Source organism: Micromonospora sp. NPDC050695 (assembly GCF_040654415.1).
Taxonomy (GTDB): domain Bacteria; phylum Actinomycetota; class Actinomycetes; order Mycobacteriales; family Micromonosporaceae; genus Micromonospora.
The window spans coordinates 78,712-92,325 of the sequence record NZ_JBFAHZ010000004.1; the positions used below are offsets into that span (position 1 = coordinate 78,712).

10 protein-coding genes are annotated in these 13,614 nt (G+C 73.0%); 7 read left to right on the forward strand and 3 right to left on the reverse strand.

Going from position 1 to position 13,614, the window contains the following annotated elements:
• The first annotated feature begins 258 nt into the window (after positions 1–258).
• From AB0H52_RS04335 to AB0H52_RS04350, 4 genes are read left to right on the forward strand one after another with little or no spacing between them, the layout of a single operon-like run.
• Positions 259–1,506 carry a MurT ligase domain-containing protein gene (locus AB0H52_RS04335; RefSeq protein ID WP_151490903.1) on the forward strand — a complete coding sequence of 416 codons (1,248 nt, stop codon included), beginning with the start codon at positions 259–261 and terminating at the stop codon, positions 1,504–1,506.
• Positions 1,496–2,215: a glutamine amidotransferase gene (locus AB0H52_RS04340; protein WP_151490895.1), complete on the forward strand. Its 720-nt coding sequence runs from the start codon at positions 1,496–1,498 to the stop codon at positions 2,213–2,215. Before AB0H52_RS04335 ends, AB0H52_RS04340 begins: the two co-directional genes overlap by 11 nt.
• The gene (locus tag AB0H52_RS04345) at positions 2,212–2,898 is read left to right on the forward strand and encodes a VTT domain-containing protein (protein ID WP_151490894.1); all 687 of its coding nucleotides are present in this window, start codon (positions 2,212–2,214) and stop codon (positions 2,896–2,898) included. Before AB0H52_RS04340 ends, AB0H52_RS04345 begins: the two co-directional genes overlap by 4 nt.
• Entirely contained in the window at positions 2,895–3,173 is a 279-nt protein-coding gene (locus AB0H52_RS04350; RefSeq protein WP_357945189.1) for a hypothetical protein, read from the forward strand. Before AB0H52_RS04345 ends, AB0H52_RS04350 begins: the two co-directional genes overlap by 4 nt.
• A gap of 57 nt (positions 3,174–3,230) precedes the next feature.
• Here the strand turns inward: AB0H52_RS04350 and leuS are convergent, their stop codons facing one another.
• Positions 3,231–6,071 (reverse strand): leucine--tRNA ligase, encoded by a 2,841-nt coding sequence (leuS, locus tag AB0H52_RS04355; RefSeq protein ID WP_357945192.1) that lies wholly within the window; start codon positions 6,069–6,071, stop codon positions 3,231–3,233.
• A gap of 430 nt (positions 6,072–6,501) precedes the next feature.
• Between leuS and AB0H52_RS04360 the strand changes: the two genes are divergently transcribed.
• Genes AB0H52_RS04360 through AB0H52_RS04370 form a run of 3 tightly spaced genes read left to right on the forward strand, consistent with a single transcriptional unit; the run spans position 6,502 to position 11,351 of the window.
• On the forward strand, positions 6,502–7,554 hold the full coding sequence (locus AB0H52_RS04360; protein WP_151490891.1) for a MoxR family ATPase: 1,053 nt from the start codon (positions 6,502–6,504) through the stop codon (positions 7,552–7,554).
• Position 7,555: 1 nt separating this feature from the next.
• A complete protein-coding gene (locus tag AB0H52_RS04365; protein WP_151490890.1) occupies positions 7,556–8,854 on the forward strand; it encodes a DUF58 domain-containing protein in 1,299 nt (432 codons plus the stop codon).
• Positions 8,855–8,870: 16 nt separating this feature from the next.
• A complete protein-coding gene (locus tag AB0H52_RS04370; RefSeq protein WP_357945195.1) occupies positions 8,871–11,351 on the forward strand; it encodes a DUF3488 and transglutaminase-like domain-containing protein in 2,481 nt (826 codons plus the stop codon).
• Positions 11,352–11,811: 460 nt separating this feature from the next.
• Here the strand turns inward: AB0H52_RS04370 and AB0H52_RS04375 are convergent, their stop codons facing one another.
• Complete coding sequence (locus AB0H52_RS04375) at positions 11,812–12,213, reverse strand: DUF3040 domain-containing protein (protein WP_109819242.1); 402 nt, start codon at positions 12,211–12,213, stop codon at positions 11,812–11,814.
• A 116-nt stretch (positions 12,214–12,329) separates the two neighbouring features.
• Positions 12,330–13,589 carry a DNA polymerase IV gene (locus AB0H52_RS04380; protein WP_151493150.1) on the reverse strand — a complete coding sequence of 420 codons (1,260 nt, stop codon included), beginning with the start codon at positions 13,587–13,589 and terminating at the stop codon, positions 12,330–12,332.
• Positions 13,590–13,614 lie beyond the last annotated feature (25 nt).

A 13,614-nucleotide genomic window follows, 5' to 3' on the forward strand; every position in this document is an offset into this window, starting at 1 on the left:
CACTTCCCTCCACCTGCAACCAGATTCGCCCGCGTGGCGTGCCCAGTCCGGGGGCAAAACCGCACGTCACACGGGGTGGAGCGCAGTGGAGGGCCGCGACGCCCCTCCGGCGTGGTCCGCTTTCCGACATAGATCGACTCCGTCCGGCGGACGCCGACCCGGCCACCCGCGCACCTGCCACGGCCGAACGGTTCACCGTCGGCGGCGATCTGGTGAGGCGGGCGGTCCGGTAACCTCGCTCGCGTGACGGACGCGAAAATGCCCCTACGGGCCAAGGTGGCCAGCTCCGTGTCACGGACCGCCGCGGCGCTCTCCCGGGCGGCCGGCCGTGGCGACGGTTCGGTGATCGGCGGGTGGATCGGGCTGAAGATCGACCCGGACCTGCTGGCCCACCTGTCGGCCGGGCGCGCGATCGCGCTCGTCTCCGGCACCAACGGCAAGACCACCACCACACGCCTGACCGCCGCCGCGGTCGGCGTGCTCGGCCGGGTCGCCACCAACTCGTTCGGCGCCAACATGCCCACCGGGCACACCTCGGCGCTGGCCAAGGCCGGCAGCACCCCGTACGCGGCGCTGGAGGTCGACGAGCACTACCTCGCCCAGGTGCTGGAGGCGACCGACCCGCACGTGGTCGCCCTGCTGAACCTCTCCCGCGACCAGCTCGACCGCGCCAAGGAGGTCGCCATGATGGCGCAGCTCTGGCGTGCGGCGCTGGTCCGGCACACCGACGTGCGGGTGGTAGCCAACGCCGACGACCCGATGGTGGTCTGGGCGGCCACCCCGCCGGCCGACCCGGCCCGGGGCATCAACCCGCCGCACGTGACCTGGTTCAGCGCGGGCCAACGCTGGCACGACGACTCCTGGGTCTGCCCCGAGTGCGGCTCCACCATCCAGCGCTCCGGCGAGCAGTGGTGGTGCACCGGCTGCCCGCTGCGCCGACCGGAACCGCAGTGGGTCGTCGAGGACGAGGGCGTGCTCGACCCCACCGGCGCCTGGCACAAGGTCTCCCTCCAGCTCCCCGGCAAGGTCAACCTCGGCAACGCGGCGACCGCGCTGGCCGTGGCCGCCGAGTTCGGCGTCCGCCCGGTCGACGCCGTGTCCCGCCTCGGCATCGTCACCTCGGTGGCGGGCCGCTACGCGCAGGTCGACAAGGACGGGCGCAACATCCGGCTGCTGCTGGCCAAGAACCCGGCCAGCTGGCTGGAGGCGTTCGACATGGCCGACGAGGCGCCGACCCTGCTCTCCATCAACGCGCGCGACCCCGACGGGCTGGACACCTCCTGGCTCTTCGACGTCGACTTCGCGCCGCTGCGCGGACGGCAGGTGCTGATCACCGGCGACCGGGCGTACGACCTGGCGGTCCGGCTGGACGTCAACGACGTACCGTTCCAGCACGTCCGCACCTTCGACGACGCGATCCGGTCGGTCCCGCCCGGGCGGCTGGAGGTCATCGCGAACTACACCGCGTTCCAGGACATCCGAGCGGAGTTGGACCGTGTCAACTGAGAGCCTGCGCATCGTCTGGATCTACCCCGACCTGCTCTCCACCTACGGCGACCGGGGCAACGCGCTGATCCTCGCCCGTCGGGCGCGCCAGCGCGGCATGCCGGTCGAGGTGCTGGAGGTCCGCTCCGACCAGCAGCTGCCCGCGACGGCCGACATCTACCTGGTCGGTGGCGGCGAGGACGGCCCGCAGGCGCTCGGCGCGCAGCGGCTCATCGCCGACGGCGGGCTGCACCGGGCGGTGGCCCAGGGTTCGGTGGTGTTCGGCGTCTGCGCCGGTTACCAGCTGCTCGGCACCTCCTTCTTCGCCAAGGGTGTGCAGTGCCGCGGCCTGGAGTTGCTCGACCTGCGATCCGACCGGGGCGAGAGCCGGGCCGTCGGCGAGCTGGCCGGTGAGATCGACCCGCGGCTGGGCCTGCCCGCGCTGACCGGCTTCGAGAACCACGGTGGCCGTACCCACCTCGGCCCGGAGGTCTCCCCGCTGGCCCGGGTCACCGCCGGGATCGGCAACGACGGCGCCACCGAGGGCGCCTGGCGCGGCAAGCTGCTCGGCACGTATTCGCACGGTCCCGCGCTGGCCCGCAACCCCGCCCTGGCCGACCTGCTGCTGCGCTGGGCCACCGGGGCGCACCAGCTCCCGCCGCTGGACGACACCTGGTCCGACCGGCTCCGCACCGAGCGCCGCGCCGCAGTGGCCGCCGCCCGGGCATGATCCGCGCCGTCCGGCGGCTGCTCCGGCAACCGTCGGCCGCCCGGTTCGCCCTGCTCGTCCTCCTGATCGGCTGCTGCGGGCTGCTGCTGCTCCTGGTGCCCCGACCGGACCCGGCGCAGCTGCCGATGCTGGCCGACCAGGTGGGCGACCTCGCCCCGGTGGCGGCGATCCTCGGCGGGGCGCTGCTGCTGGTGGCGCTGGTCCCGCGGACCTTCATCACCCTCGCCGCCGGCGCGATCTTCGGCCCCCTGGAGGGCGCCGCGTACGCCCTGGGTGCCGCGCTGGTGGCGGCGGCGATCGGGTTCACGGTCGGCCGGCTGCTCGGCCGGGAGTTCGTCGCCGAGCGGGTGCGCGGCCGGTTGGCCCGCCTCGACGGCTGGTTCGCCCGGCAGAGCGTGCTCGGCGTGGTCACCGTCCGGTTGCTGCCGATCGCCGGCTTCGGGCTGGTCAGCTACGGCTACGGCACGACCGGTGCGCGCATCCTGCCGTTCCTGGCCGGCAGCGTCATCGCCTCCGCGCCGACCGCGTTCGGCTACGCCGCGATCGGCGCGGCCGTCAGCTCCCCGGGCCACGTCAACTGGTACGCGGCCGCCCCCGCCAGCCTCGGCCTGATCGCCAGCGTGGTGCTGGTCCACCGCTGGTGGCGCGCCGAGCGGCGGCGTCGCCGCACCATGCCGGTGTGACCGTGGCCGAACCGACCCGTCCCGCCGAGGAGCCGCTCACCGGCGGCTTCGTCGCCGACGTGGTCCGGGTCGGTGACACGGTACGACGTACCCCGCCGGCCAACCTGGACTTCGTCGGCGCGCTGCTGCGTCACCTGGCCGAGGTGGGCGCGGACCTCGCGCCCCGCCACCTGGGTGTCGACGACCGTGGTGGACGTGATGCTCGACCAAACCTCCCGCCCTGCCGCGTCGATCATGGAGTTGTGGTGGGGGACAAACCCCGCAGATCGGGGTGAACCGGGCACCACAACTCCATGATCGACGGGCCAGGGGGACGGGGACCGGGACGGGAGTTACGCGACCACCGAGACCAGGCGGCCCTTCACCACGATGACCTTGCGGGGCTCCTTGCCGGCCAGGGCGGCGGCCACCGCGTCCAGGGCCGCCGCGCGGACGGTCTCCTCGGACGAGTCGGCGGGAACCTCGACGCGGCCACGGACCTTGCCGTTGACCTGCACCGGGTAGGTCACCGTGTCGGCCACCAGCAGCGCCGGGTCGGCGGTCGGGAAGTCCGCGTACGTCAGCGAGGTGTCGTGACCCAGCTTGCGCCACAGCTCCTCGGCCACGTGCGGGGCGAACGGCGCCACCATCAGCACCAGCGGCTCGGCCACCTCGCGGGGCGTCGCCGACAGCCGGGTCAACCCGTTGGTCAGCTCGATCAGCTTGGCGATGGCGGTGTTGAACCGGATGCCGTCCATGTCGCCACGGACCCCGTCGATGACCTTGTGCAGCAGCCGGCGGGTCGCCTCGTCGGCCGGGTCCTCGGTGACCCGCAGCGCGCCGGTCTGCTCGTCGACGACGGCCCGCCAGACCCGCTGCAGGAACCGGTACGACCCGACGACCGCCCGGGTCTCCCAGGGGCGGGACACCTCCAGCGGACCCATCGACATCTCGTACACCCGGAAGGTGTCGGCGCCGTACGCGGCGCACATGTCGTCGGGCGTCACCACGTTCTTCAGCGACTTGCCCATCTTGCCGTACTCGCGGTTGACCGCCAGGTCGCCCAGGTAGTAGGTGCCGTCGCGCTCGACGACATCCTCGGCCTGCACGTAACTGCCGCGCGAGTCGGTGTACGCGTACGCCTGGATCATGCCCTGGTTGAACAGCTTGCGGAACGGCTCGAACGACGACACGTGCCCCAGGTCGAACAGCACCTTGTGCCAGAACCGCGCGTACAGCAGGTGCAGCACGGCGTGCTCGGCGCCGCCGACGTACAGGTCGGTGCCCCCGCAGTCGCCCTCGCCGCGCGGACCCATCCAGTACCGCTCGTTCTCCGCGTCGACGAACCGTCCGCTGTTGGTCGGGTCCAGGTAACGCAGCTCGTACCAGCAGGAACCGGCCCACTGCGGCATCACGTTGGTCTCGCGGGTGTAGCGCTTCGGCCCGTCGCCCAGGTCCAGTTCCACCTCGACCCAGTCGCGCCGCCGCGACAGCGGGGTCTCCGGGTTGGAGTCCGCGTCGTTCGGGTCGAACGTCTTCGGGGAGAAGTCGTCGACCTCCGGCAGCTCAACCGGCAGCATCTCCTCCGGCAGGGCGATGGCCGCGCCGGTGGAGTCGTAGACGATCGGAAACGGCTCACCCCAGTACCGCTGCCGGGAGAACAGCCAGTCACGCAGCCGGTAGGTCACCGCGCCGGTGCCGTGCCCGTTCGCCTCCAGCCAGGAGATGATCGCCGCCTTGGCGTCGGCGACCCCCAGGCCGTTCAGGTCCAGGCCGCGCTCGGGCGCGGCGCTGTTGATCGCCGGGCCGTCCCCGGTGTACGCCGTGCCGTCGAAGCCCTCCGACGGCTGCACGGTGCGCACGATGGGCAGCTCGAACACCTCGGCGAACGCCCAGTCCCGCTCATCCTGCGCCGGCACCGCCATGATCGCGCCGGTGCCGTAGCCGGCCAGCACGTAGTCGGCGATGAAGATCGGGATCTGCCCACCGGTGACCGGGTTGGTGGCGTACGCGCCGATGAAGACGCCGGTCTTCTCCTTGCTGTCGGACTGCCGCTCGACGTCGGTCTTGGCCGCCGCCGCCTTGCGGTACGCCTCGACGGCCGCCCGGGGGCTGGCGTGCCCACCGGTCCAGGCGTCCCGCGTGCCGTCCGGCCAGGCCGCCGGCACCAGCGCGTCGACCAGCTCGTGCTCGGGCGCCAGCACCATGTAGGTGGCCCCGAAGACGGTGTCCGGGCGAGTGGTGAACACCCGGACCGGCTCCAGCGCGGTCGGGAAGTCGATGTGCGCGCCCTGGGATCGTCCGATCCAGTTGCGCTGCATGTGCTTGATCGGCTCAGGCCAGTCCAGGCTGTCCAGGTCGTCCAGCAGGCGGTCGCCGTACGCGGTGATCCGCATCATCCACTGCTTCAGGTTGCGCTTGAAGACCGGGAAGTTGCCCCGCTCGGAGCGGCCGTCGGCGGTGACCTCCTCGTTGGCCAGCACGGTGCCCAGACCGGGGCACCAGTTGACCGGGGCCTGCGAGACGTACGCCAGCCGGTGGTCGTCGACGACCCCGCGGCGCTCGGCGGCGCTCAGCTCGGCCCAGGCGCGGCCGTCGGGGGTGGGCCGGTTGCCGCCCTCGAACTCGGCGATCAGCTCGGCGATGGGGCGGGCCCGGCCGGCGTCGCGGTCGTACCAGGAGTTGAAGATCTGCAGGAAGATCCACTGGGTCCAGCGGTAGAAGTCGGTGTCGATGGTCGCCACCGAGCGACGCTCGTCGTGCGCCAGCCCCAGCCGACGCAGCTGCGTCTTGTACCGCTCGATGTTCGCGACCGTGGTGGTCCGCGGGTGGGTGCCGGTCTGCACCGCGTACTGCTCGGCGGGCAGGCCGAACGCGTCGAAGCCCATCGCGTGCAGCACGTTGCGCCCGGCCATCCGCTGGTAGCGGGCGTAGCAGTCGGTGCCGATGTAGCCCAGCGGGTGGCCCACGTGCAGGCCGGCGCCCGACGGGTACGGGAACATGTCCAGCACGTACAGCTTCTCCGCGCCGGCGCGGGGGTGCGTCGGATCGGCCAGCGGGCCGGTCGGGTTCGGTGCGTGGAAGGTGCCCTCGCGCGCCCAGGTGTCCTGCCAACGATTCTCGATCTCGTCGGCCAGGGCCGCGGTGTACCGGAACGGGGGAATGTCGCCCGCCGGTGCGGCTGCCTCACTCATCGTCTCTCCTCGCTTCGCTTCGCTTCATCTCGGCGTCACCGGGCCGGGCCGGTCGTCTCGGCACCGCCGGACGGGCCGGCGGAGGGCACAAAAAAGCCCCTCGCGCAGGAGGGGCCGCCGTGCTGTCACGCGTTCAGCGCATCAGCACGGCCCGGTAAGAAGCAGGAAGACTCCGGCCATGTCCCGCAGTGTACCCCGCGCAGCGGACGGGCGACGGCACCCGGGTGCCGGCCGCACCCCGTCCCCCAACATGGCGAATATCGGTGCGTAACCGACGGACTACCTGCGGGGGTCGGCGATAACGACAAACATGGTTAGCCTGAGAGGCCAGTGAGATTCCTGCGGCAAACGAGGCTCGGCGTCGCGAACCCAACGGCGGGTCCAGGTGCTCTCTCACAGAGCTGCCGTGATGGCGACGAGGAGGAGGCCCGTGACACAACAGACCTGGGACGAGGTGGGCGGCCTGTTGCCGCACGACGAGTTCCGCGCCGCCAGCGAGGCCATCGTGGCCAACATCGAGCAGGTCATCGAGGGTAAGACAGCCACCGTGCGGCTCGCCCTGGCCGTCCTGCTCGCCGAGGGTCACCTCCTGATCGAAGACGTCCCGGGTGTCGGCAAGACCAAGCTGGCCAAGGCCCTCGCGCGGTCCATCGACTGCACGGTGCGGCGGATCCAGTTCACCCCCGACCTGCTGCCCAGCGACGTCACCGGCGTCAGCGTCTACAACCAGGAGACGCACGACTTCGAGTTCCGCCCGGGTGCCGTCTTCGCCAACCTGGTCGTCGGCGACGAGATCAACCGGGCCTCGCCGAAGACCCAGTCGGCGTTGCTGGAGTGCATGGAGGAGCACCAGGTCACCGTCGACGGCGTGACCTACCAGCTGCAGACCCCGTTCATGGTCATCGCCACCCAGAACCCGATCGAGATGGAGGGGACCTACCCGCTGCCCGAGGCGCAGCGCGACCGGTTCACCGCCCGGATCGCGATGGGCTACCCGGACTCCGGCGCCGAGCTGGCCATGCTCGACGGGCACGGCGCCACCGACCCGCTGCACGAGCTGCGCCCGGTGTCCGACGCGGACATCGTCCGGCAGCTGATCGCCACCGTCCGGCAGGTGCACGTCGCCGACGCCGTCAAGCAGTACGCCGTCGACCTGGTCACCGCCACCCGCGAGGCCCCCGACCTGCGGCTGGGCGCCTCCCCCCGGGCCACCCTGCAACTGCTGCGCACCGCCCGGGCGGTCGCCGCCCTGGAGGGGCGTGACTACGTCCTCCCCGACGACCTGCAGGCCCTGGCGGTGCCCGTGCTGGCGCACCGGATCATCCCGACCGCCGACGCGCAGCTCGCCCGGCGCACCACCGACGCGATCGTCTCCGAGCTGGTGCACCGACTGCCGCTGCCACACGACCGGCAGCGCAACCCGTACGACACCCGTCCCGCCACCGGCAACGGTCGCGCCCCCTACGAGCCGCGGAGGCCGTGACGTGCGTGCCGGGCTGCGCGGGCTGACCACCCGCGGGCGCTCGTTCCTGGCCGCCGCCGTCGCGGCGGCGATCTCCGCCGGCATCCTCGGTGAGAAGGACCTGCTGCGGGTTGCCGTGCTGCTGGCCGTCCTGCCGCTGCTGGCTGCCGCCTACGTGGGGCGCAGCCGCTACAAGCTGGCCTGCAACCGGTCGCTGGATCCGCACCGGGTTCCGGTCGGGGCCAACTCGCGGGTGGTGCTGCGCCTGCAGAACCTGTCCCGCCTGCCGACCGGCACCCTGCTCCTGGAGGACCGGCTGCCCTACGCGCTGGGCAGCCGACCCCGGGTGGTGCTGGAGCGCCTCGGCGCACACCAGGCGAGCTCCGTGGCGTACACGGTGCGGGCCGACGTGCGGGGTCGCTACGACGTGGGTCCGCTGGTGGTGCGGATGACCGACCCGTTCGGTCTCTGCGAGCTCACCCGCGCCTTCCCCAGCACCGACCACCTGACGGTCATCCCGCAGGTCACGCCCCTGCCGTCGGTCCGGCTCCCCGGGGAGTACGCGGGCAGCGGCGACAGTCGGGCCCGGTCGGTGGCGGTGCACGGCGAGGACGACGCGGCGACCCGGGAGTACCGGCGCGGCGACGACCTGCGCCGGGTGCACTGGAAGTCCACCGCGCGCACCGGTGAGCTGATGGTGCGCCGCGAGGAGCAGCCGTGGGAGAGCCGCGCCACGGTCGTCCTGGACACCCGCGCGTACGGCCACCGCGGTGACGGGCCGACGGCGAGTTTCGAGTGGGCCGTGTCCGCCGCCGCCAGCATCGCCGTGCACCTGCGGCAGGCCGGCTACAAGCTGCGCCTGGTAACCGGCTCGGGGGTGGACGTGGACGCCTCGGAGGCCGGCGGCGACGGCGCGCTGCTCGACCATCTCGCCGAGGTCCGCCTGGACCAGCGCGCCGAGGTGACCGGGCTGGTGCAGCGGGTCCGGCAGCGCGCCGACGGCGGTCTGATCATCGCGTTGTTCGGCGCGGTGAGCGTGGCCGAGGCCGAGCTGCTGGCCGGGCTGCGGGGCAACGGCGCGACCTGCGTCGGCTTCCTGTTGGACAGCTCCACCTGGCTCAGCCTGCCGGAGAAGGCGCGGGCCGAGGCCGAGCGCGCGCACGGCGCCGCCGCGCTCACCCTGTTGCAGAGCGGCTGGCGGGTGGTCGGCGCCGACCACGGCAGCCGGCTGCCGGCGCTGTGGCCGCAGGCGGGCCGGGGCTCCCAGGGCTTCGCCCTGCGCGCCGCGCTGGCCGAGACGGTCGCCGGCGGCGTGCGATGAACGGAAGGTCCCCCTCATGATCGCCAGTCGGAACATCGGCGCGGTGGCGGCCGCCGCCACGCTGCTCGCCGCCGCGCCGCTGTCGGCCATCTTCCAGACCTGGACGTGGCTGATCCAGTCGGCGATCGCGGTCGCCGTGGTGGCCGGGGTGGCGGCGCTGACCCGGCTCGTCCGGGCGCCGCTGTGGGGTCAGGTGCTGGGCATGCTGGCCGCCCTGCTGCTCGCCCTGACCTGGCTGTTCCCCAGCGGCTCGGAGCTGCTCACCTTCCTGCCCACCCCGGGCACCATCGGCCACTTCGCCGACCTGCTCAGCGGCTCCATGCAGGACATGCGCTCCTACGGGGTCGAAGTCCCGGACACCGATCCGCTGCTGTTCATCACCGTGCTCGGTGTCGGCGGGGTGGCCGTGCTGGTCGACGTGCTGACGGTGGGGCTGCACCGGCCCGCGCTGGCGGGGCTGCCGATGCTCGCCATCTACTCGGTGCCGGTCGCCGTCTACGTGGACAGTGTCCCCGCGGTCCCGTTCGTGGTGGGCGCCGCCGGCTACCTGTGGCTGCTGGTGACCGACAACGTCGGCCGGGTCCGCCGGTTCGGCCGCCGGTTCACCGGTGACGGCCGGGACGTCGACGTGTGGGAGGCGTCCCCGTTGGCATCCGCCGGCCGCCGGCTCGCGGTGGTCGGCGTGGCACTGGCCGTGGCGCTGCCGCTGGCCGTGCCGGGCATGGCCGGCGGGCTGCTCGACACGCTCACCGAGGGGACCGGCAACGGCACCGGCAACGGGCGCTCGGGCTCGGGTGGCGCATCGGGGCGGATCGACCTGTTCGCCTCGCTGGCCGGTCAGCTCAACCAGTCCGAGGTGGCCGACCTGGTCAAGGTGACCACGACCGAACCCAACCCGTTCTACCTGCGGTACGCGGTCGCCGACGAGCTGCGCCCGAACGGGTTCCAGGCGCGTACCCCGAGCGGACGCGCCGTCAACCGGGACCTGCCCAATCCGAACGAGCGAGCCGGCCCGGGGGTGCAGCAGACCGAGTATCGGGCGACCGTCGAGGTGACCAAGAACCTCAGCATGTCCCTGATGCCGGTGTACGCCGAGCCGACCCGTACCGACGACCTGAGCGGCAACTGGCTCTACGACCCCAACCAGCAGGTCGTCTTCTCCAACCGGGAGAGCTCCCGGGGCCGCAAGTACTCGTTCGACTACATCCGCTCGACGTACACCCCGGCGGTGCTGCGGGCCGCGCGGTCACTGCCGGCCGATCACCCGGTACGCCGTCAGTTGACCGCCACTCCGGGCACGGTGCCCGAGGTGGAGGAACTGGTCAAGGGGCTGGTCCAGGGCAAGCGCACCGACTACGACCGGGTGTTGGCGATCTACCAGCACTTCTCCGCCGACAACGGGTTCAGCTACCGACTCAGCACGCAGAGCGGCAGCAGCGGTCAGGACATCGTCAACTTCCTCACCAACAAGGTCGGCTACTGCCAGCAGTACGCGGCGGCGATGGCCTGGCTGGTGCGTACGGCCGGCATCCCGGCCCGGGTGGCGTTCGGGTTCACCAACGGCAGCAAGCGGGACGGCGACACGTACACGCTGACCAACCTCAACCTGCACGCGTGGACCGAGGTCTACTTCGACGGCATCGGCTGGGTGCCGTTCGACGCCACCCCGTCGTACGGGGTGCCGGGCTCCACCCGGTCCGCGTGGGCTCCGGACACGGACGCGCCGGAACCGTCCACCCCGGGCACCGGCACCACGGACACCCCGGCCGGTCCCGACGCGACGGCCGGTCCGGCCGGCCCGGACAACGCCGACCGGGACACCGACAGTGGCCTCTCCCTCGGCGGGCAGACGCCGACCGAAGAGCCACCGGTGTGGCCGTGGTGGGCGGCGGGTCTGCTGGCGCTGCTGGTGCTGCTCGCGGTGCCCGCGCTGCGCCGGCTGGCCCTGCGTCGACGGCGCAGCGGCCGAGCGGCGGGCGGCACGGCGGCCACCCCGGCCGTCGGCGAGGAGGCCGGCGCGCCGGAGGCACGGGTGGTGGTGGTCGGGGCGGACGCCACCCAGGCCCGCGCGGACGCGCACGCCGCCTGGGCGGAACTGCTCGACACGCTGGTGGACTTCCAGGTCCGGGTGGACCTGACCGAGACCCCACGGGCCACCGCGGACCGGCTGGTCCGGGAATCCCTCGCCGACGACGTCGACGCGGTCGGCGCGGCGCGGCTGCTCGGCCGGGCCGAGGAGCGGGCCCGCTACGCACGGGATCCGCTGACCGGTGAACGTCTGCTGCCGGCGCTGCGCGCGGTCCGCAATGCGCTCGCCGCTCGGGCGAATCGCCGAACCAGGGTTCTCGCCGCGCTGCTCCCGCCGTCGGTGCTGCTGCGCTGGCGGACCGCCCTCGCGGACAACTCCAGCCGGATGGTGGCCCTGACCGGGCGCGCCCGGTACCGCCTGCTGCGCTGGAACCCGCGTCGTCTGCTGGCCGACCGAGCGGCCCGCTGACCGAAGACCGCGACGGGGCGGCGAAGGGGGCGGCGGCCGGACGGCCACCGCCCCCGCCCGTCGGATGCCCACCGCCCCCGCCCGTCGGATGCCCGCCGCCCCCCGCCGACGCCCGCCGGCACCCGCCGGCACCCGCCGGCACCTCGATCACTTAATGATGAGTAGTTCTGAGCGGCCTTACACGACTGCTCATCATGAAGTGATCATGGGGCCGTGGTGCTGGCCCGCCGCCGGCGCATCGGCCCGCCGCCGGCGCATCGGCCTGCCTGCGGTGCATCGCTGGCTGAGGGGCTCGAAGAGGTGGCACGGGAGCGCACGGCGGCGACTCCCGGCAGTGCCGGGTCTGTTCAGCGGGACGAGTCAGCGGGACGAGGGCGCGTGGATGCGACGGTGGTCGCCGGGGCTGTGCCCGGCGACCCGCTCGTCGCGGTGTACGGCCCGCCTCAGCGGCGGGACGGGCTCAGCGGTGCCCCTCCGGGCGCTGCCGCCACCTGTCCTCCATGCGGTCCAGGATCGACGGCCGGCGACCGGATCGGCCGCCGCCGCGGGGACGACGACGACTCGTCGTGCCGCCCACCACGTGCAGGTCAGGTGACTGCGCCCGCCGGTGCGACTGCACCGCGAACGCGGCCGAGGCCAGCATGACGACGAAGCCCGCCACCGCCAGCGGTGGAGTCTTGATCACCGCGCCATAGACCAGTAGAGCCAAGCCAGCGATGATCACGCCGGCAGCGACGAGCAGGCGACGCCGCGCATGGAAGCGCGGATCGCTGGCGCGCACGGCCGAGGCGAATTTGGGGTCCTCGGCAAGCGACCGCTCGATCTGCTCGAACAGCCGCTGCTCGTGCTCCGAGAGCGGCACGGCACTCCTCCCCGGTCACGTTGGTCGGGCCCACTCGGGCCGACAGACCGTGGCAGCCAACCGGCTGCTTACCCGCAAGTCTACGAGGGGGGTCGCGCGTCGGAAAGCGGGACGACCTACGGGTGGGGTGGATTTTCGTTTCGACGGGGATCACGGTCGCCCATCAGACTGGCCGGACCTATGACGGACCGCCCGAATCGGGCAGCAGCGGCGTCCGCGGCAGCTTCCGCCTCCCGCCAACCACGCTCGGGCGCGCCGAGGGTCAGCTGCCGGGGTGCGCCCTGCGCGGGAGCGAGGCCCTCCACCCGGACACCGACGAGGCGGATCCGCTCGCCCGGGTCCAACGTGGTGTAGAGCGCCCACACCGTGTCGAACATCTCGCGGGCCGTGTCGGTGGGTACGCCGAGGGTGCGGGAGCGGTTGACGGTGCGAAAGTCGGCCAACCGAACCTTGAGCGTGACGGTGCGCCCCACCTGCCCGGAGCCCCGCAGTCGCACGCCGACCTTCGCGCTGAGCGCGAGCAGGGCGCGGCGGATCTCCATCGGGTCGGCCACGTCCACGTCGAACGTCACCTCGGCGCCGATGGACTTGTCGATCTGCTCGGGGCTGACCCGGCGCGGATCCCGGCCCCAGGCCAGCTCGTGCAGGTGGGCCGCCGACGCCGCGCCGACCGCCCGGCGGAGCATGCCCAGCGGGGCCTCGGCCAGGTCACCGACGGTGGCCAGGCCGAGCCGGCGCAGCGCCTCGGCGGCCCGCTCCCCCACACCCCAGAGCGCGTCCACCGGCAGCGGATGCAGAAAGTCGAGGACCTGACCCGGGGGCACCACCAGCAGGCCGTCCGGTTTGGCGCGGGTGGAGCCGAGCTTGGCCACGAACTTGCTCGGCGCCACCCCGACCGAGCAGGTCAGCCCCTGCTCGTCGACGACCCTCCGGCGGATCAGCCGGGCGATGGTGGCCGGGGAGCCGAAGAGCCGGCGGGCGCCGGTCACGTCGAGGAACGCCTCGTCCAGGGAGAGCGGCTCGACCAGCGGGGTGACGTCCCGGAAGATCTGCATCACCGCCCGGGACGCGGCCGTGTAGGCGGTGAAATCCGGTGGCAGGTAGACCGCCTGCGGGCAGCGTGCCCGGGCCTGGCTGGTCGGCATCGCGCTGCGGACGCCGTAGCGGCGGGCCTCGTAGCTGGCCGAGCTGACCACACCCCGCGGCCCGACGCCGCCGACGATGACGGGTCGACCTCGCAGCTCGGGTCGGCGGCGCACCTCGACGGCGGCGAAGAAGGCGTCCATGTCGACGTGCAGGATCGGGCTCGCCGAATCGTCGGCGTCCGGCCCGAAGCGCGGATCCCCGCCCCGGGGCAACGACTGGCTGCGGCCCATCCCGGCAGGTTAACCCGGGGGTACG

What these genes read in the sequence shown, in the direction of transcription:
- AB0H52_RS04335 (WP_151490903.1), top strand. Translation starts at nt 259, where the DNA reads ATGCCCCTACGGGCCAAGGTGGCCAGCTCCGTGTCACGGACCGCCGCG.
- AB0H52_RS04345 (WP_151490894.1), top strand. Translation starts at nt 2,212, where the DNA reads ATGATCCGCGCCGTCCGGCGGCTGCTCCGGCAACCGTCGGCCGCCCGG.
- leuS (WP_357945192.1), bottom strand. Translation starts at nt 6,071, where the DNA reads ATGAGTGAGGCAGCCGCACCGGCGGGCGACATTCCCCCGTTCCGGTAC.
- AB0H52_RS04370 (WP_357945195.1), top strand. Translation starts at nt 8,871, where the DNA reads ATGATCGCCAGTCGGAACATCGGCGCGGTGGCGGCCGCCGCCACGCTG.
- AB0H52_RS04380 (WP_151493150.1), bottom strand. Translation starts at nt 13,589, where the DNA reads ATGGGCCGCAGCCAGTCGTTGCCCCGGGGCGGGGATCCGCGCTTCGGG.